Source organism: Nostoc sp. DedVER02, assembly GCF_034530675.2.
Lineage (GTDB): Bacteria > Cyanobacteriota > Cyanobacteriia > Cyanobacteriales > Nostocaceae > Nostoc.
Genome location: NZ_JAVRCP020000003.1, coordinates 114,362 through 135,153 on the forward strand (window position 1 = coordinate 114,362; position 20,792 = coordinate 135,153).

The following is a 20,792-nucleotide window of genomic DNA, read 5'->3' on the forward strand; positions in this document are numbered from 1 at the left end:
TTTAAATAATATTTCCTATAGATTTAAGTTTTTGTAAACGCTTTCTTTGTTGAGCTTTTCCATCTGTAATTTTTTCAATGACAATATCTGCCACAGAAGTAGATGGTTGTTGTTTAACTTGATTTAAATAATTTGCTAAAGAGTTGATAGTAGGATATCTAAATAGGTCGAGTACAGATAAATCTCTTTGAAATATTTCCCGTAACTGATTATGAACTTGAACTAAAAGTAATGAATGACCACCAAGTTCAAAAAAGTTATCATGAATGCCGACATCTTCAAGTTGAAGTACTTTTTGCCAAATTTCAGCAATAGTTTTTTCTACCTCAGTTTGGGGTGGTTGATAAGCCGCCTCCAATTCTGGACGTACTGTATCAGGTTCGGGTAAAGCTTTGCGATCGACTTTCCCATTAGGTGTAAGTGGAAATGTCTCTAGCACTACAAAAGCTGCTGGCATCATGTAGCTTGGTAGCTTTGACTCTAGAAAGCTTCGCAATTCAGGAATTTCAAGTGTTTGCCCGGTTTGTGGGACTACATAAGCAATTATTCGTTGAGATTCGGCCAGCACAATTACAGTTTCGCGTACTGCTGGGTGTTGACTAATAAGTGCTTCAATTTCTCCTAATTCAATGCGGAAGCCGCGAATTTTCACCTGATCGTCAATCCGTCCCAGGTACTCAATGTCTCCATTGGGGAGATAACGCGCCAAGTCACCGGATTTATAAAGGCGGGCGTTTGGTTTACTGCTCAAAGGATGGGAAATAAATCTTTCAGTTGTCAATTCTGGTCGATTTAAATAACCCCGTGTCACACCAGCACCGCCAATGTACATCTCACCCTTGACTCCAATGGGTACTAGTTGGCGATATTCATCTAATAAATAAACTTGCAAATCGGGAATTGGACGGCCAATAATGCTGCCTAATCCTAGTTCTAAGTCTGCCTTTGTCAGTGGACGATATGTAACATGGACGGTTGTTTCTGTAATGCCGTACATATTGACTAACTGGGGAATGCCATCGCCGTGACGCTCAAACCAAGGTCTTAAGCTTTCCAGTTGCAACGCTTCTCCACCAAAGATTACCAATCGCAGATTTAGCCCTTCGGCAGTTCCCAAAGATTCATCTACCTGTATGAGTTGAGAAAAAGCGGAAGGCGTTTGGTTAAGTACCGTCACTTGCTGCTTTAACAACAATTTGTAAAAGTCTTCCGGCGAACGACTTAGCCAGTAAGGTACTACAACTATTTTGCCGCCATACAGCAGCGCCCCCCAGAGTTCCCAAACGGAAAAATCAAAGGCTATGGAATGGAACAGTGTCCAAACATCATCTTGATTAAATTTATACCAGTCTTCCGTTGCTGCAAACAGACGAACTACATTGCTGTGATTGACTAACACGCCTTTGGGTTGACCCGTTGAGCCGGATGTATAAATGATATAAGCCAAGTTATCATTTGTACATCCACTGATTGGATTTTGCGGGCTTTGCTGAGTAATCCTTTCCCAGTCAGTATCTAAACAAACAACATTAGTTTGATATTGTGGCAAATTCTCTATGAAATGCTGCTGTGTTAGTAATACTGAAACCTGAGCATCCTGCAATATGAAAGCTAAACGTTCTGGTGGATACGCTGGGTCAAGTGGTACATAAGCACCACCCGCTTTGAGGATGGCTAATATTCCAATAATTGTAGATAGGGAACGTTCTACACAAATCCCCACCAATACCTCTGGCTTTACTCCTAACTTTTGCAAGTAATGGGCCAATTGGTTAGCTTTGGTGTTGAGTTCGTGGTAAGTTAACTGTTCATCTTCAAATACCACTGCTACTGCATCGGGTGTTTGTTCTACTTGCAGTTCAAATAACTCATGAAGACATTGCTGTTGAGGATATGCAACCTCTGTATTATTCCATTCCAGCAATAATTGATGTTTTTCAGGTTCTGTTAGGAGCGATAATTCTGAAACCCGTAGCTCTGAATTAGCAACAATACTTGTGAGCAAGGTCTGTAAATGCCCCACCATCCGAGTAATTGTGCTGTCATTAAATAAATCAGTATTATATTCTAAAGCTCCAACTAATCCCTCTTCCGTCTCCTTCATATCAAGCGTTAAATCAAACATTGCCGTGTTTGCGTGATTCTCTAGGAAATTCAAAGTTAAACCCGATAGTTCTAACGCAGACATCGGGGTATTTTGAAGAACAAACATTACTTGAAACAGAGGCGCATGGCTTAAATTTCGCTGTGGCTGCAATTCTTCAACTAACAAATCAAAAGGTATATCCTGGTGGCTGTATGCTTCTAAAGTTGTCTCACGTACACGTCTCAACAATTCTTTAAAAGTGGGATTGCCAGTAAAATCAGTACGTAGCACCAGGGTATTGACAAAAAACCCGATTAGTGATTCTATATCTTTGGAGTTACGATTTGCGATCGCAAAACCAACTAAAATATCTTCTTGACTGCTGTAGCGATGTAATAAAGTTTTAAACCCTGCTAACAAGGTCATGAAAAGAGTAGTATCTTGATTACGGCTGAGTGTCTTTAACGCCTCAGTTAAATCAGTGGATAAAGAAAATAATTGTCTTTTTCCTCGAAAAGTCTGAATTGGTTGTCGTGGATAATCTGTAGGCAATTGCAAGACAGGGAGATTACCACTAAGCTGTTTTTTCCAGTACGTGAGGAGATTGTCCAGAACTTTTCCCTGCAACCCTTGGCGCTGCCAAACAGCAAAATCTGCGTATTGAATAGGTAATTCTGGAAGCAGAGAAGGTTGATTTAGAGAAAATGTTTCATAAAGTGCTGCTATTTCCTGAATAAGTACTCCCATTGACCACCCATCAGAGATTATATGATGCATGGTAAACATGACTACATACTCTTCTTCAGCTAATTTCAAGAGAGTACATCGCAGCAATGGTGTTTGAGCTAAGTTGAAAGATAGTGAGGCTTCCTCAAGCATAAATCTTTTTACTTCAGCTTCTTGCTCTAGTTGCGGTAATTCTTGCAAATTAATAATAGGTAAACTTAAAGTCAAACTGGGATGAATGACTTGAATTGGTTGCCCTTGTTGTGAAATAAAAGTAGTTCTTAAAACTTCATGTCGTCGGACAATTTCATTAAGAGTATTTTCCAGTACCGCTATATTAAGTGAGCCTTTAATATGAAGTGCCGCAGGTAAATTATAAAAGTTACTATTTGGTTGCAACTGGTCAATAAACCAGAGTCTTTGTTGAGCAAAGGATAGAGGTAAATTACCCTCACGTGGTACTGGATTAATCAGTTGATTCTGAGAATTGATACCTACATTATTCTTACCAAGAAAAGCAATAATTTCTTCTTTACGTTCAGCTAACTCTGCTTTCATAGCTGATGTCAGCACATCTTTAGGAGCGCTACAACGCAGGCGGTTTTCTTCAACCCACAGCTTGATATCGAGACGACAAAGTTCAGATAAAAACTCTTCAATAGTTTTCATATTTCTATCTCCTCGCGCTCTTGGTGTACCGCATCCAGAGAAACTATCTGTAGCTGTTGAACTGTCAGCATTTTCTCGATTCGCTCTACCATTTCAGCTACAGTAGATCCTTCAAATAAACTCCGTAAAGGTAACTCTATCTTAAATACTTCTCGTAATCGAGAAATAACTTGAGTCGCCATTAAAGAATGTCCACCTAAATCAAAGAAGTTATCATGAATGCCTATATGCTCTCGCTTTAATATTTGCATCCAGATATCAGCAACTATTTGCTCCGTGGGAGTACGAGGTGCAACAAAACTGACTTCAAATTCATTCTGAAAATTTGGTATAGGTAATGCCCGACGATCTACTTTCCCACTTGGGCTGATCGGCAAAGCTTCAAGCGCTAAAATAGCAGAAGGAATCATATAAGCTGGTAGCTTTTGTTTAAGTAAATCGCGTAATTCTTGGACTAGTTCGCTACTGGTTTGCTCATTTTGATCCCACTCCTGACTAGGAACAACATAAGCCACTAAATATTTATCATTAGGATTTTCTTCTCTAACTACAACCACAGCTTCTCTAACAGCCTGGTGCTGACCGATAAATGTTTCAATTTCTCCAAGTTCAATCCGAAAACCACGAATTTTTACTTGATGGTCAATGCGCCCGAGAAATTCTATATTTCCATCAGGAAGCCATCTCCCTAAATCTCCAGTTTTATAGATTAAATCTCTGCGATTTCCTGGTAATTTCTGACTAGCATCTGTAAAAGGATTAGGAACAAAACTTAAATTGGTTTTTTCTTGATTTTTCCAGTATCCAGCACCTACACCAATTCCCGATACACAAATTTCTCCAGCAGCACCAATAGGTAATAGTTGCATTTGCTTATCAAGAATGTAGAGATTTAAGTTTGCTAATGGCTTACCTATTGGAACTGTTCGCTGATTTTCATCAAAAGGCTTGTCAACAATAAACTGGGTGATATCATCAGCAGCTTCAGTCGGGCCATAGGCGTTAACAATTTTGATAGAGGGGTATATCTTCAGCCACTTATTTACCCAACTAACCGATACTGATTCTCCTACAACCATCATCCATTTCAAATCAGGTAATTCTCTTTCGCTAATTGGTAGCTGGGAAGTATATTCAAGTAAGCTCCCAAATAATGCTGGTACTAATTCAACAACTGTAATTTTTTCTGATTTTAGTACTTGAAATAGCTTATCAGGAATGGCAACGGTTTCAATATCTACTATTACCGTCTTTCCCCCAATTAAAAGTGGGGCTAAAAATTGCCATACAGAAATATCTGTAGAAGCAGGAGCGCTTTGAAGAAAACAAAAATCTGACTTTAAATCTAACTCATCAAATTGGGCATAGATATGATTTACTGCACCATCATGTCTGACAATTGCCCCCTTTGGTAATCCTGTAGACCCTGAAGTATAAAGCATATAAGCTGGGTCAACAGCATCATTAATATGTTGGATGTTATCAATCGTTAAATTATCAAAATCAAGCTTATTATATACCTTTAACCCTGTTTTATTTATAGGTTTTATCTGGTCAGATAAAATATCATCTAAACAAATAATTGATTCTAATTTTAGACAATCCTCTACTAAGCCAGGTAATAAATTTATTAATGAGTAATCTGTGGCAATAAATCTAACTTCGCTATTAGATAGCATATATTTAATTCGATTTGGTGGGTAAGTACTATCAATGGGTACATACGCTCCACCTGCCTTATATATCGCCAGGATAGCAATGAGAAAATTGATATCTCGGTCTTTAAAAATTCCAACAAACTCTCCTTTTTGGACTCCTAATTTTCGTAAAAACTCTGCTAGCTGATTAGCTTTATTGTTAAGTTCCTGATAAGTAAATTTAGTTTCTTGATGAATTACAGCTATATTATTTTGATTTTGAGATACTTGTTTTTCGAACAACTCATTTATTGTCTGATCAACTGGATATGTTTTAACTTTATTGTTGTATTCTTTGAGAAGTTGATGCTTATCATCATCTTGCAATAAAGCAATATCCGATATTTTAGTACTAACATTATGAATAATATTTTCAAGCACATTAATATAATATTTACTCATCAATCTTATATTTTCGGCTTGAAACAGTTTTTCACTATATTCAATGGTAGCACTAATAACTTTATCATCAGCCTTAAAAGAAATTGTTATGTCATTATTGATATCAGATAAATCTGTTTGATAATGAATATTTTCTAATAAAATTACTATGTCAAAAATTGCAGAACGGTTAGGATTTTTTAGTATCTCTAACAAATTAATTAATTCATCAAAATCATAGTTTTGATGACTGTAAGCACCTATTATAGAACTTTGGACTTGAAAAAGAAAATCTTTGAATGAAATTTCAGGTGTAACCTGATTACGTAAGGGAAGAACCTTAGTATTTATGCCATTATTAGCAATTTTGTCTAATAAAGGTATTCCGATAATAACATCATCATTACCAGTATATTTTTGCAAAAATATATTTAATGTAGATACAAGTATTATATAGATTGATAAGTAAGAACCTTTACATAGCTTAATAATTGCTTGAGATAAATCCTTTGTTAACTCAAAGCTAAAAGATTGATTTTTACCACCATAAACTAAAGGTCTTACATAGTCGAGCATGAGATTTGTTTCTGGCAGTTCTCCCGATAGTTGGTTTATCCAATAAATTTTTTGGTTAAATAAGTTAGTTGGCTCTAAATCTCTGCTCATACCTTTCCTTAAATTTAATTTATTATCGAATGATAAATACTAGTACCTCAATATATTTTTATGCACATTCATTAAAAGCTCTTTCAAGAACTGAACAACCATTTTGTAATGTAGACATATCAATTACTAACGGAGGCAGTATTTTAATGACAGTATCATTTCTACCTGCTAATTCAACTATTAATCCTAGTTCAAAACAACGCGATGTTATGCTTCTAGCAAAAGTATTACCACCAAAATTTTTTACATCAATCCCCCAAATCATGCCGATTCCCCGGATTGTTATGTTCTCACTAATTGATGCTATTTTTTGAGTAAGAAAGTTTTTCAAAAAAAGCTCTTTATTTTTGACCTCCTGTTCCAGATTACTACTTTCTCTGTACTCTAAAGCCGCAGTCGCTCCAATAAATGCTAATTGATTACCTCTAAAAGTACCATTATGCTCACCCGGTTCCCATATATCACACTCTGGCTTAATTAATAATAGTGACATAGGAAATCCATAACCACTAATAGATTTAGAGAGTACTACTATATCAGGAACTATACCTGCTCTTTCAAAAGAAAAGAAAGACCCTGTTCGGCCACAGCCAACTTGAATATCATCACAAATTAATAAGATATCATGCTCGTTGCATAACTTTCTAAGCCGTTGCATCCATTCAATAGGAGCTACAACAACTCCACCTTCAGCTTGCACTGTTTCAAAGATGATTGCTGCTGGTTTTTCAATTCCCGAATTTACATCATTTAATACTGTTTCTATATATTCTATTGTGTCAAAACTTTCCATAAATCCATAGGGATAAGGCATGAAAGTTACATTACTTGCTGTACCAATTGCCCCTGCTCGAATTCCAGTATTGCCACTAATGGATAGGCTACCTAAAGTCATTCCATGATATGCCCCCATGAAGGAGAATATACCCGATCTTTGCTTAACTTTTCGTGCTAACTTTAAAGCTGCTTCAACCGCATTTGTTCCTGTCGGCCCACAAAATTGAATGCGATAATCTAATTTTTTAGAACTTAGTACTAACTCATCAAACTTAGCTAAGAATTTCTCTTTAGCTGAAGTATACATATCCAAGCCATGTGCGATTCCATCGGCATCTAAATATGACATGACTTTTTGTTTTATATAGTCATGATTATGCCCATAATTTAAAGCCCCTGCTCCGGCAAAAAAATCAATATACTCTTTACCTGAGTCAGAATAAATGATAGAACCTTTAGCTCTATGAAATATATCAGGAAAATTACGACAATAGCTTCTGACGTTGGATTCACACTTCTCAAATATATTCATGAGATTCTTTTATTGGAATTACAAATTGAGCATGTACGCTTCATATCTTTGGCATAGCCTTTTTAAGAAACATAATTTAGATAAGATTTATAGAATTTAAAAATAATCTGAGGAGGTACTTTGAATACTAAACCCATAGTTAGTAAAAAGTTATAGTATAAGTTTTGAACTGGCATACCTTTTGTGATAGCTGCTATAGCCTTCAACGAACTCTTTTTAGTATGCCAATCGATATTAAAAGAAATTGACATGTCTAAACTTCTAACATGGTGTAGCGTTCCAGGTGGCATATATAAAATATCGCCAGGATTTACAATAAATTTAATCGGATTGGCATTTTTATAGTCAGGATATTTATTAAATTCTGGATTTTCTGGATTCACCAAAAACCACCGCCAGCCTTTGCGATAACAATATTTACTATCTTCAGCTAGTAATATGGTAAATTCTTTCCGTCCAACAAGTTGAAAAAAGATATTATTAGTCAGGAGACAATCAAAATGTAGTGGAGTAAGGCTATTAGAAGCACCAATAAAAAATTGACAGTAACGCCACCATTTGTACCAATACCATTTTGGTAAATAATCTAAAAGGAATGGTTGAACATCTTCTATTAATGAAGGTATTAAGCTAAATAGTGGTAAGTCATGACAATAGGGTGGTAAATTAGTTTTTTGATTGCTTTCTTCATATTGTTTAATTAATTCTACATATTTTTCCATTGTCAAACTGCATAATTCAATTCCCTTCTTGCTACTGAATTTTTTTGCATATATTTTTAAATCAGGAGATAAGTTTTGGAAGTATTCTAAAGACCATTTATCAAAGCTCTCCCAATTTTTGATTGCTCCTGATATGACAACTGGTTTTCCACAGTTAACATAATTTGACTTAAATTCCTGACTTGTTAGCTTATATCTTCGCTCTATTTTATTTTCATTTGAGATGATCATACTTCCTATCTTTTCTTGGTTACAATTATTTAATTTGTGGCGATGCAAAAAAGAATATTATCTTAATACGGTTTAGTTAAGGGCTACTGGCAAAAACTTTGGGTTATTGAGACGCGATAAATCGCCGTCTCTACAAGTGTTTTGGTATTATCTGAAATTTATTGCTTTATTTCTTGAATTTATTTCAATGTGCTGGAATAATAATTTAATTTGATAAAACAAAAGCCCAATCAAATGATGCTTTTTGTTCTAAAAATGAAGCTATTTGCTGTTGCTCTGGTGTCAACAAAGGTAAGTTTTTAATTTTAAAGTGAGGGTTAGTTATCAACCCTTGCAGCAGCATTTCAATATCTTTGAGGATGCCAGTAATTGTTACAGTATCAAATCTTCTAGAATCATAGGAAATAGCGATTAATAACTCTTTGTTTGGATAGACAACTAAATTCAAAGGATAGTTATTTCGGTAATACAATTCTGTGTGTTGAAATTCTATATTTCCCTGCCAATCTCGGATGAATTCACTGACTGGGAAATTTTCAAGTACCACAATACTTTCAAATAAAGTTAATTTCTTAGGAATTTCACTCCACTGATGAACTTCTGTTAATGGAGTATATTCATAATCCCGTACTTCAACTAATTGAAGCTGAAAACGTTGTAACCATGACAAGAAAAGCTGTTCAGGATCTATATTTACATGGATGGGCAAAGTATTAACAAACATACCAACCATTGATTCCACTCCATGCAAATTTGCTGGTCGTCCGCTAACAGTGCAGCCGTACAATATATTATTGCGACAAGTATAGCGACTAAGAAGAATTGCCCAAATACCATTAATTATAGTAGCAAGGGTAAGACGGTTTTGTTTAGCAAAAAGCTGTAGGGCCTGTGTGTTGGTTGATGATAACTGAATTATTTCTTCACTATACCTTACTTCCTGATTAGATGATTGGTCAATTTCATCTATTTTTTCGATATAAGTCAAAGGAGTTGGTGCTTTGATACCCTGTAATGCTTGCCGCCAAAAAAGTTCGGCTTTCGATATATCCTGTTGCTGCAACCAATCAATGTAGTCCCGAAAAGGACGAGTAGGTGCTAAAGAAATTTCTTTATCTTGACAAAGCATTCCATAAGTTTCTACAAACTCTTGGAATACTAGCGAACCACCCCAACCATCAATAATGATGTGGTTAAAACTCCAAATATATATATACTTGTTATCCGTAGAACGGATTAAAGTATGACGCATCAAACATGGTTGGGAAAAGTCAAAACTTTTTTGGCGATCGCTAACAATAAAAGCGTCAAGTTGTACCTTTTGTTCAACTGAATTTATATTAGACCAATCATAAAAAGTTAAGGGCACTTTTACTTGATTATACACAATTTGTAGCGGATTTTCAATTTCTTCCCAATAAAATCCGGTACGTAAAATGGGATGGCGATCCATTACAAGTTGCCAAGCTTTTTCAAATGCCTTTATATTCAGATTGCCACTCACTGTAAAGACATGCTGGAAAAAGTATAAGGACAATTCACTATCAAATAAACAGTGAAATAGCATACCTTTTTGTACAGGTGTTAGTTCGTATATGTCTTCAATACTTTTTGTTTCCATTTAGGTGATTTTTACCTCTTTTGGTTAATTTTTAAAAGTAAATTATCCAATTGTTGTTGGTTCAATTTTGCTCTGGGGAAATCAGATGGTGTATATTTTTCTGATTCTACAGGCTGATCCTGAATCGGTGTAAGCTCTACCTCTTTTGTTCCTAAATCCTGTTCGGGTTTGATAGTTTCAGTAATACACAAATCTATTGCTAATTCAGCAATTGTCTGGTAATGAAAAAACTGTTGAGATGTTAATTTTAAACCTGCTTGGTTAGCTTTGGCAGCAATTTGAATTGTGTTGATAGAATTTCCTCCCAATTCAAAAAAGTTGTCGTGGATACCTATCTTGTCAATTCCCAAAATTTCTTGCCAAATATCAGCTAGCATTTGCTCGATTTCATTGTCGGGAGCAATGTAATCATTACCTAAATTCGGGCGGGGATGTTTGGCTTTAGAAAGATTGACTGTAGATAATTTTGAATCCAAAAACCTTAATTTCTCTTGTAAAGACTGGGGAGAATTATTTTGCTTAATTAAAGCTGGTAAATCTTGGGTTGAAACAACAATATGAGGTAGTCTAATTCCCAGAATGCGATTAAAAGCATCGATCCCTTCTTGAGGTAATATGCCTTTTTTTATACTTTCGGCACGTTCTTGTTTAAGATTATCTGGTAATACAGTTTCTACCGCAAACCCAACTTCTTGCCATGTATCCCAACTGATTGATGTTGTTAATCGGTTGGAGGTGGAATTATGACGGTAAGCATAAGCATCTAGAAAGGCATTGGCGGCACAATAATCTATCTGTCCAAATTCACCCAAAATAGAAGTTTTCGATGAACAAAGCACAAAGAAATCTAGATTTATATTCTTGAAAACCTCTTCTAATATGAATGTACCTTTGACTTTTGCTGCTAAAACATTGTTGGCTATGTCTCGTGTTTTGAGTTGGGTAACGCCACCACCAGCAATGCCAGCCGCATGAATTACACCATTAATTTCACCGAATTTTTCTAATGATTGAGTAACTACTAATTGCATTTGTTCAGAATTAGTTACATCAGCAGTTTTAACTTCCAACTCTGCCCCTAATTCCTCAAGCGATCGCACTTTTTGGATCTTCCGACTGATAGAATCTTGGCTATCATGAGTTTGTAGCCATTTTTCCCATTCACCGCGTTCAGGTAGTCCACCCCGCCCGATGAGGATTAACTTAGCTTTTAGTGTCTTTGCAAGATGTTCTGCTAATACAAAACCAATGCCCCCAAGTCCCCCAGTAATTAGGTAAACTCCGCCTGGTTTTAACTTAGTGTTTCCAGAAATGCACTCATCTAATGGTACTGCTTCAAAGCTTTGAATCCAACGATGAGATCCACGGTAGGCAACCATTTCATTAGTCTGTTGTAGTGTTAATTCTGCTACCAAATTATCTATAATTTTTTGGGATACAGGAGTTTGAGCAGAATGGATTACTAAATCGACACTACTACAATTAATATTCTGATATTCCTTGGAAATTACTTTGCATGGCCCTAATACCGTAGCTTTCTCTGGGCATAAATTTTCATCACCGATGACATCATGTACATTACTAGTTACAACCATCAGCTTGAGGGAATCCCAAATATCTTGTTTTCCTATTGCTTGTGCTAAAAATAGCAAGCTATAGAAGCCGAGATCCTGATAATCTGCAATCTTATTGTTGAGCAAAGAATCATTTGGTGTAACACTCCAAAAATGAGCGATTGCATTTGGCTTAAAATCCTGCTTTTGCAGTTCTTGAAGTAATGTATCGTAATCATCTGGTTGTTGCGGATTGATGATATACATCCGTTCATTGAGCTTACAAAACCGTTCACCCACTTGCACAGAGATCGCTTCTTGATGCTGTTGTTCAAGTCGTTGGATAAATTTAGTTCCTATTCCATAATCATCTACAAAAACTAAGCAGCGCAACTTTTCTGTAGGTGTTTCTTTTTCTTGAAAAAATTCAATGTTAATAGATTGTTTCCAAACTGGAATATAAAACCAGTCAGCAATATTTGGCTTTTTATCTAATGATTGCTGTGATGTTTTTTCAGAAGTAGATATGGAATCTAGTTCAATAGAGTAACGCTGGTTTTCAACGGGATGAATCGGTAAACTTTTATCTAATGGTATTGAGTCAATCCAGTAACTTTGACGTTCAAAGGGATAGGTTGGTAAGGGAAGACGATGACGGCGTTCGTTGCCGTAAAAACTTGACCAATCTATCTTAATTCCCAACATCCATAGACGACCCAAGGTGTTTAGTAAAAATGCTACATCTGAATACTGCTCGTAAGGTTGAGGTATTGATGTCAGCACAGTTAATTCTTCAGAGTTCCAAGTCTTTCCATAACCAATTTCTAGGAGAATTTGTTGATTGTCTTGGAGTAACTCTGGAATTTCTGCATTTAAATTTCTTGGTTGCTGTATTTGTGCCCAATAGTTAGGATCTATTGCTTCAGTTTGAGTAATCCAAGTGCCACTAACATTGGATATAAATGGAATTGTTGGAGGATTGAGTCTGACTTTTTTTAATAACTCCGTGGAAGACTCATTAGCCACTAATGCAAGGGCATCTTCAAGAGAAAAAACACCTGCTAAAGTCGCAACGACATATTCACCAATACCGTGCCCAATCATTGCTTGAGGAGAAATCCCCCAGGACATCCACAACTTAGCTAAAGCATACTCAATAACAAAGAGGGTACTTTGAGCAAAGCGAGTTTGTTGAAGTTTCTCTACTGCGGTTTTCTGCTCAGATTCGTTGGGATAAATTACGGAACGCAAATCTAACTCTAGATATGGTTTTAATATCAGAAAGCACTGTTCTACCTGCTTGCGGAACATCGGCTCAGTTTGGTAGAGTTCTTTGCCCATGTCTGCATACAGCGCACCAACTCCGGGAAACAGGAAAGTAACGGAACGAGTTCCTGAGTCTTGAAATTGAGTTACAACTCGTTCTGAGGCTGGCTGATTCAATCCCTTAATTGCATCTTGGGTATCGGTACAAACTAATATTTGCCGATAATTAAAGTCTCTACGTCCCACTTGCAAGGTATAAGCTACATCTGCAAGATTCAAATCGGGATGTAGCATCAGATGTTGGCTGAGATTCTGCCTGGCAGTTTCTAACGCAGATTCAGTTTTTGCAGAGATGACTAACAATTGCCAAGGACGAGAAGGGCTAGAACCTGGAAGCGTTGGGGCCTCTTCTAGAACTACGTGGGTATTAGTTCCACCCATCCCTAAAGAACTAACACCGGCACGGCGGGGAGTCGAGCCTGTTTTCCATACCGTTAGCTTGGTGTTGACGTAAAAAGGACTATTGGCAAAATCAATATCAGGATTAGGCTGTTCAAAGTTTAAGCTTGGCGGAATTAACTCATGCTTGAGAGCCAAAGCAGTTTTGATTAATCCTGCGACTCCGGCGGCGGCATCTAAATGTCCAATATTCGTTTTGACTGAACCAATGGCGCAGAAATTCTTTTTCTCGGTACTGGCACGAAAAACTTTAGTCAGTGCAGCAATTTCAATCGGATCTCCCAGCGCTGTACCGCTACCATGAGCTTCAATATAGCTGATTGTCTCCGGTTCTACCTCTGCTAACATTACCGCTTCTGCGATCGCTTCTGCTTGTCCATCTACACTAGGGGCTGTGTAGCCAACTTTCATCGAACCATCGTTGTTAATTGCCGCACCTTTAATCACAGCATATATGCAATCACCATCTGCGATCGCATCTCTGACTCTTTTAAGAACAACTATCCCTACACCATTACCAACAGTTGTTCCCTGCGCTGTAGCATCAAAAGCATGACAATGACCATCAGGAGATAGTGGCCCTCCTGGTTCATACAAATAACCAGTTTTTTGGGGCAATCGGATAGAAACTCCTCCCGCTAAAGCCATGTCGCATTGATAATTTTGCAAACTTTGGTACGCGAGGGTAATAGCAACTAATGATGTAGAACAAGCTGTTTGAACAGTAATACTTGGCCCAGTTAGATTTAATTTATAAGAAACACGAGTAGAGAGAAACCCTTTATCATTGCCAATCAACTTTTGGTATGATTGCGCTGACCCTAATTGCTCACTCTTCAAATTAAAGGATAAATAATTATTTAAGCTAGCACCAGCATAAACACCAACTCTGCTTTCACACTTAGTTGAGTCGTAACCAGCATTTTCCAAAGCTGACCAAGCGCATTCCAAAAACAGACGATGTTGAGGATCTGTTACTTCCGCTTCCTTTGGATTCAAGTCAAAGAAGGCAGCGTCAAATAGATCGATATTTTCTAAAACACCGCCAAGTTTCACATAATTACTATTATTAATAACCGTCGGAGGTACACCAGCATTGATTAACTCTTCATCTGTAAATAAGGATAATGACTCCACGCCATCTTGTAAATTTTGCCAAAAAGATTCTACGCCGGTGGCTCCAGGGAAACGCCCCGCCATCCCGATAATAGCTACTCCTTCCATTAATTCATAATTTTTTTCAGTATTATCTTGTTTATTCATATCATCAAACCTTTATTGTTTTCCCTGGGCTAAAAATCAAATACTAATTCTCTTCTCTCTTCCTCTGCGTTCTCTGCGCCTCTGCGGTTCGTCTAAGAGACGCGATAAATCGCCGTCTCTACAAGTGTTTTGGTTTTATCTTACTAATCTATTACTTGAAATTTTACATAAGCAGGAACAGCCTGAATTCGAGTTAGATCATTTTCAAAAATAACTGAATTGCCATTTTTCTCAACTTCCTTAAAGCCTGCAAACTTATAAGATATGTACATCATTCTATTGCGATCGTTTGGTACAAACTCAGCCAAAAGACGAACATCATTCTTTTGAGCCAGACTCATAACATGATTCAACATAATTGTCCCTACCCCTCTCGACATAACGCGACAAGACATCAGTAAAAGCTTTATCGTCCATGACTGAGGCTGGCATTCAATCAGAATTAAACCTATTTTTCCATAGCTTCCATACTTATCTTCCAAACTTGCAATTAGCAACTTATGGTTTTCTGATTGACGAAAACTATTGAGTTCGTCATAGGAGTAAGTATAACCAGTTGTGTTTAATTGGTTAGTTCGTAGTGTTAACTCTTCTGCACGCTGTAAATCTTCTTCCTGAGCAGAAGAGATAGTAAAATTCATATTGAGAGTAGCCAAGAATTCATCTGTTGTGCCAATGAATTCTTTCTCAGCATTTTGCCGCTCAATATCACTAATATACATTAATCTTCTAATCCGTGAATCTTCCGTAATAAAACGGGGATTCATGATTGGCATATCTAGAATATCGCCTATTTCATCTGCATTTATACACAGGATTTCTGGGCAGGTAAATTTAACTTCTTCTAGCTCAAATAGTTGATCGTCGATAAATGCGATCGCATCCATTCCAATATTCAGGGACTTAGCAATTTCTTGTAAAGAAGAAGCTTTCGAACTCCAATTAATCTGAGGATATAAAAAATACTTTGTTAAACCAAATTCTTCTAATTTAGTTATTGTTGTAGCGTAATCATTCTTACTAGCTATAGATTGCAGTATACCACGATTATCTAACGTGTGAATAAGATTTATTATATTTTCTCGCAAAGATACTTCCTGATCTTCCAGCAAAACTCCATGCCATAAGGTATTATCTAAATCCCATACTACACATTTAATGGATTTTTTGTCTTTTTGCTTAATATTTAAGTCTTGTTCTTGAATACTAATCATATCTTAAACTCTCTCAGCTAATTTATTACCGAAACCACTAGTAACACTTGCAAAAAGATAATCTTGATAACCTGACTCAGCAATAGTAATTTCTTGAATTTGAGTACTACCTTCAATAATTTCCATAATTTTAGAGTCTCGTAGATACCTTTCAACTGGGTACTCACTACTACAACCATTACCACCATGAAGTTGCACGGCATCATTAGCTATTTTGGTAGCTACTGTTGATGCAAAGTACTTAGCAATAGAAGTTTCTGTAATCGAATTTGGATCGTTAATATCTTTCAGATAACCAGCTTGATAACATAACAGTCTTGCTGCTTTTACTTGAGTTATCATCTGGGTAATTTTTTGACGAACTAATTGATGTTCTTTAAGGTAAACACCAAACTGTTTGCGTTCATTTGTATATTTTATACAAGCTTCTAAACAAGCTTGAGCAATACCTACAGAACCCGATGCCACGCTATATCTACCATAATCAAGGGCAGTGGAGGCAATGTAAGAAAACCCAAAACCTAATTTACCGACTAAATTTTCTTGAGCAATTTGACAGTTATTAAAGTGCAATTCTGCTGACATTGAAGCCCTAACACCTAAAATGCCAGACATTGCTTTTATCGAAAACCCTGGAGTACTTTTTTCAACTAAAAAAGCAGTAGGTTTACCCTCACATTTGGCAAAGACTAAAAAGATATCTGCTATTTGTCCATAGGTAATCCATTTTTTTTGTCCATTTAATATATAACTATCACCTGTAAGTGTTGCTGTTGTTTCTACACTTTTGGCATCGCTACCTACATTGGGTTCGCTTAATGCAAAAGCCGCGATGATTTCTCCAGATGCAAGTTTGGGAAGCCAATACTGTTTTTGAGATTTATTACCCCATTTACACAAAGCATGAGAAACCATGCTATGAACTGTCAGCAAACTCCTAATAGAAGAACATCCCCGGCCAATTTCTTCGTTAAGAATGCCATAGCTAATCATGTCCATTCCTATACCACCATATTTTTGGGGTAAGATGGCACCAAGAAAACCACGTTGAGCTATTTTCTGAATTATTTCTGGCGGCGTAAATTCTTTTCTATCCCATTCGCCAGCATTAGCAAATATTTCTTGATTAACAAAATATCTAAATTCAGCTTGAGCGTTTTTTTGTTGAACAGATAGTTCTAGTTTCATGTTCTGAAATCATTACAGCAATAAAAAATATCAATTTTCAGGCGTTTAAAACAAAATTTTCTAAACTATTTTGAAATTTTCTTTGTTGATTATTAGAATTTCTATTAAAAACAAAGTCAGAAATTAAGTTACCTTCAAAATATAGTATATAAAATATTAATACTATTTAATAATACCTTTAAAGAAATTCATAGTATGCATTATATCTCCAGAAGACATAGCATGAGAGAGATAATGAGGTGCGATGTTAAAAAAAACTGATAACATTTTCTTTTGTTGAAAAAAATCTTGAATTTTAACGTCGTACCAAAATGATAATGATATATTTTCATCTATTGCTGTAACATGATGCCACCAAAAAGGTGGTAAATAGAGCATTTCTCCCGGTTGAAGTACAACTTCTATTCTTTCTTGCCAAGGAAACTTGGGAAATAATTCCAAATTCAAAAGATCGGGATTTACTTTACTATTATGTCCTATACCAGAACTATCCTCAAGAGGCGGATAGAACGACAAGTAATTTGAAGGAGGAAATAAAAGAAATCTTTTCCTACCTCGAACTTGAACAAAAAGATTATGTATTCGATCAAAATGAAGTGTGCTAGGTGAAGTAAAGCTTTTACTTGAAAAACCATGCCACAAGTAAATATATGGTTTACTGCTGAAGTATTCTGGATAAGTTACATCTTCTGTAATTTCAGGGAAATACTTCTCAAAATCTGCTTCATATAAGTAACATCCTAAATCATCGTTATTATTTTCTATATACTCCTTGTATTTCATTTCTTTTAATGGAGCATAACCAACTTCATAAGCAAATTGCTTATAATCATTCAAAAAATCCTTTTTATAAAACTGTACATGAACGAGATTATCTCCACATTGCTTCTTTAGATAATCATTAGACCACTTTTTACAAGCATCCCACTTATCAACAACACCTTCAATTAAAAAAGGTTGATACTGCTTCCACATTTCTAAAAATTTTGTTGTGCTAGGATTGTGAATTCTTAATATTGATTTAGTAGCTTGAACTTGCATAAAAACTCCAAAGATTTACTTTCAAAAACTGAGGATTTAGAGATGTTTTATGTATCTTATTTTATTTATTAATTACGAAGGCTGTTTTACGCTCGATTAAATTGGCGATAGAGTTGATTGTGCGGAAGTTTTCAAATTCCAAATCTTCATTTTCAATAGCAACCTGAAACTCTTGTTCTACAAACAAAACAAGTTGCATAGCAAACATAGAATTTACAAAACCTAGAGCAAAAATGTCTTCATCTTGCTGTAAGTCATGATTGCCAAAAAATTTGGCAAGAAAAGTTTTGATCTTAGCTTGAATTTCGTTCATGATTGATATTTCCTATTTATCGATATACGTAAAATCCTTGGCCATTTTTCCTACCATGCAATCCGGCATCTACCATTTTTTTAAGTAAAGGGCATGGTCTGTATTTGCTATCGTTAAAGTTTTCATGCAATACTTCGATAGAAAATAAGATGGTATCTAGACCAATCAAATCTGCTGTTTCTAAAGGCCCCATTTTATGGCCAAAACAGCTTTTAAATATTTTGTCTATATCTTCTGCTGTCGCAACTTGATCTTGTAATAGAAAAATAGCCTCGTTAATAGTTAACATCAATACTCGGTTAGAAACAAAACCTGGTGAATCATTAACAACGATGCATTCTTTACCCATCTGAGTCAGCATTTGCTTTGCTGTCTCAATTGTTGTCTTAGAGGTATGATATCCCCGAATCATTTCTACCATCGGTTTCATGGGTACAGGATTCATAAAGTGAATCCCAACCACTTTATCGGCACGCTTGGTAACTGAAGCTATTCGAGTAATGGGAATTGCTGATGTGTTAGCAGCGAATACACAATCAGCCGGACAAATAGAATCGAGGAGCGGATATACTTCTCTTTTAATATCCCATTTTTCAGTGGTATTTTCTATAACAAAATCTGCATTCTCTAAAAACTTATAGTTTGTTGAAAACTCTATTTTCTCAATGATACTATCGGGAGACTCTTGACGATGCCTTTGGCTGGCTTCTCTACGAGAGGCTACGCCAACGCCTACGCTTTTATCACTTTTTTTGAAAAAACTCTGAAAGCGGATATTATTCCTGATTTCATGTTTAGCTTTCTCCAGAATATTTTCAAAAATATCTACCAGAATAACTTGATGACCAGTTTGAGCAAGGTTTTGTGCAACCCCTATTCCCATCACACCTGCACCAATAACACCTACTGTTTGAATATTCATAACTTCAACTAATCTCCACTTAAATATTTTTGTATTTCAGATAGTTTTTGTATTAAAAGAGATACGCAGGTAAAGGAATAAGATGACGATGTTCCTGTGCATAAAATCCCGCCCAATCTATTTGCACTCCTGCTAGCCAAAGCCTACCCAATGTTTTAAGTAAGAATGCTAAGTCTGGTTTGCGATCGTAGGAATATCTCAAAGAGGGTAAGATAATTTGGCTGACTGCGGGATTATTTTCTATACATTGCAGTGCAAAGCTACCTAGAGTTTGTCCAGGGCCGACTTCCAACAGAATTGGATACTCTTTTTTCCACAACTCTTGTATACCTGGAGCAAACAAGACGGGTTGACACAAATGCTTAACCCAATAGTCGGGATTTGTAGCTTCTGCTCCTGTTATCCAAGTTCCTGTAACGTTACTTATGTAGGGAATTTTTGGTGATTGGAGGTTAAATGTTGTTACCAAATCACGTAAGTCAGAGGTAGCACCCTCCATCAGATGAGAGTGGAAAGCATGAGAAGTTTCCAGACGGCGACAAGCTAAACCTTTTTGAGTCAACTGTTTTTCTAAAACTTCTATAGCTGTGGTTTCACCTGCGATTACTCCCATAGATGGGCCATTGACGGCAGAGAGCGAGAGTTTGTCATTGAGTAGAGGAAATATCTCTGCTTGCGAAAGTGGAACTGCAAGCATCGCTCCTCTTGGCAACTTTTGAATCATTTGCGCTCTGGCAGCAATCAGGGTTAAACCTTCGTCTAAAGATAAAACCTCTGCTAAAGTCGCTGCTACATATTCACCAATGCTATAGCCAATCATTGCCGCCGGACGAATTCCCCAGGATATTAATAGCTTTGCTAAGGCATATTCAATGACAAAAATAGCTGGTTGAGCGAGATAAGTTTGATTGAGTAAGGATGTTGCAGCTAATATTTTTGCATCGGCTGGTGTCTGACTGCGACCTAACATTTTTCGCAAATCTAAACCGGGAGAATTCTCTTGAGGAGATTGTTGGTATTGTTGGGTTCTGTGTGGATAAATTACATCTCGCAAATCTTGACCAAGAAGAGGTTTAAGAAATTCACAACAGTAATCAATTTGCTTTTGAAATAGGGGTTCAACTTGGTAAAGTTCCCCAGCCATATTGACGTAATTAGTACCAAGTCCAGGAAACATAAAAGCTACAGGACGTTTTTTGGTTTCTTGAATGTTGGTAAGTAGCCGTTTGGGATCTTCAAGGGCAATGAGAGCATCTTCTATATCCCGACAAACAACCATCCGCCGATGTTTAAAAGATTGTTGTTCGCATTGCAATGTATAAGCAACATCGGCAAGATTTAAGTCACAATTCTGTCTCAAATAATCTGCAAGGTTTACAGTAGCGGTTTTTAGTGCTGAGTCAGTATGAGCAGAAAGTAACAATAACTGCCAAGGACGAGAAGGGCTATTAAGCATTTTTGAAAA

General features: G+C 36.5%; 12 protein-coding genes. All 12 read right to left on the minus strand.

All coding sequences use genetic code 11. From position 1 onward, the window contains the following. Position 1: 1 nt before the first annotated feature. Complete coding sequence (locus RMZ41_RS06135) at positions 2-3,481, minus strand: amino acid adenylation domain-containing protein (RefSeq protein WP_322643287.1); 3,480 nt, start codon at positions 3,479-3,481, stop codon at positions 2-4. After that, a complete protein-coding gene (locus RMZ41_RS06140) occupies positions 3,478-6,225 on the minus strand; it encodes an amino acid adenylation domain-containing protein (RefSeq protein WP_322643288.1) in 2,748 nt (915 codons plus the stop codon). The genes RMZ41_RS06135 and RMZ41_RS06140 overlap by 4 nt, the downstream gene beginning before the upstream one ends. A 58-nt stretch (positions 6,226-6,283) precedes the next feature. Continuing rightward, entirely contained in the window at positions 6,284-7,534 is a 1,251-nt protein-coding gene (ectB, locus tag RMZ41_RS06145) for a diaminobutyrate--2-oxoglutarate transaminase (protein WP_322643289.1), read from the minus strand. Positions 7,535-7,596: 62 nt separating this feature from the next. After that, on the minus strand, positions 7,597-8,487 hold the full coding sequence (locus RMZ41_RS06150; protein WP_322643290.1) for a cupin-like domain-containing protein: 891 nt from the start codon (positions 8,485-8,487) through the stop codon (positions 7,597-7,599). A gap of 205 nt (positions 8,488-8,692) precedes the next feature. Beyond that, entirely contained in the window at positions 8,693-10,108 is a 1,416-nt protein-coding gene (locus RMZ41_RS06155; protein WP_322643291.1) for a condensation domain-containing protein, read from the minus strand. 11 nt (positions 10,109-10,119) lie between these two features. Further along, a complete protein-coding gene (locus tag RMZ41_RS06160; RefSeq protein WP_322643292.1) occupies positions 10,120-14,649 on the minus strand; it encodes a polyketide synthase in 4,530 nt (1,509 codons plus the stop codon). Positions 14,650-14,792: 143 nt separating this feature from the next. Continuing rightward, positions 14,793-15,863, minus strand: a complete 1,071-nt coding sequence (locus RMZ41_RS06165; protein ID WP_322643293.1) for an HAD-IIIC family phosphatase — start codon at positions 15,861-15,863, stop codon at positions 14,793-14,795. A 3-nt stretch (positions 15,864-15,866) separates the two neighbouring features. Further along, complete coding sequence (locus RMZ41_RS06170) at positions 15,867-17,051, minus strand: acyl-CoA dehydrogenase family protein (protein WP_322643294.1); 1,185 nt, start codon at positions 17,049-17,051, stop codon at positions 15,867-15,869. Positions 17,052-17,213: 162 nt separating this feature from the next. After that, positions 17,214-18,092 (minus strand): cupin-like domain-containing protein, encoded by an 879-nt coding sequence (locus RMZ41_RS06175; protein ID WP_322643295.1) that lies wholly within the window; start codon positions 18,090-18,092, stop codon positions 17,214-17,216. A 61-nt stretch (positions 18,093-18,153) separates the two neighbouring features. After that, positions 18,154-18,405, minus strand: a complete 252-nt coding sequence (locus tag RMZ41_RS06180) for an acyl carrier protein (RefSeq protein ID WP_322643296.1) — start codon at positions 18,403-18,405, stop codon at positions 18,154-18,156. Between the two features lie 16 nt (positions 18,406-18,421). Then, a complete protein-coding gene (locus RMZ41_RS06185) occupies positions 18,422-19,327 on the minus strand; it encodes a 3-hydroxyacyl-CoA dehydrogenase family protein (RefSeq protein ID WP_322643297.1) in 906 nt (301 codons plus the stop codon). 52 nt (positions 19,328-19,379) lie between these two features. After that, positions 19,380-20,783, minus strand: coding sequence for an acyltransferase domain-containing protein (locus RMZ41_RS06190; protein ID WP_322643298.1), 1,404 nt, complete (start codon positions 20,781-20,783; stop codon positions 19,380-19,382). Positions 20,784-20,792: the final 9 nt, after the last annotated feature.

Bases quoted from the DNA above. Each gene is read 5' to 3' on its own strand.
- RMZ41_RS06135 (WP_322643287.1), bottom strand. From the start codon at position 3,481: ATGAAAACTATTGAAGAGTTTTTATCTGAACTTTGTCGTCTCGATATC.
- RMZ41_RS06140 (WP_322643288.1), bottom strand. From the start codon at position 6,225: ATGAGCAGAGATTTAGAGCCAACTAACTTATTTAACCAAAAAATTTAT.
- ectB (WP_322643289.1), bottom strand. From the start codon at position 7,534: ATGAATATATTTGAGAAGTGTGAATCCAACGTCAGAAGCTATTGTCGT.
- RMZ41_RS06150 (WP_322643290.1), bottom strand. From the start codon at position 8,487: ATGATCATCTCAAATGAAAATAAAATAGAGCGAAGATATAAGCTAACA.
- RMZ41_RS06155 (WP_322643291.1), bottom strand. From the start codon at position 10,108: ATGGAAACAAAAAGTATTGAAGACATATACGAACTAACACCTGTACAA.
- RMZ41_RS06160 (WP_322643292.1), bottom strand. From the start codon at position 14,649: ATGAATAAACAAGATAATACTGAAAAAAATTATGAATTAATGGAAGGA.
- RMZ41_RS06165 (WP_322643293.1), bottom strand. From the start codon at position 15,863: ATGATTAGTATTCAAGAACAAGACTTAAATATTAAGCAAAAAGACAAA.
- RMZ41_RS06170 (WP_322643294.1), bottom strand. From the start codon at position 17,051: ATGAAACTAGAACTATCTGTTCAACAAAAAAACGCTCAAGCTGAATTT.
- RMZ41_RS06175 (WP_322643295.1), bottom strand. From the start codon at position 18,092: ATGCAAGTTCAAGCTACTAAATCAATATTAAGAATTCACAATCCTAGC.
- RMZ41_RS06180 (WP_322643296.1), bottom strand. From the start codon at position 18,405: ATGAACGAAATTCAAGCTAAGATCAAAACTTTTCTTGCCAAATTTTTT.
- RMZ41_RS06185 (WP_322643297.1), bottom strand. From the start codon at position 19,327: ATGAATATTCAAACAGTAGGTGTTATTGGTGCAGGTGTGATGGGAATA.
- RMZ41_RS06190 (WP_322643298.1), bottom strand. From the start codon at position 20,783: ATGCTTAATAGCCCTTCTCGTCCTTGGCAGTTATTGTTACTTTCTGCT.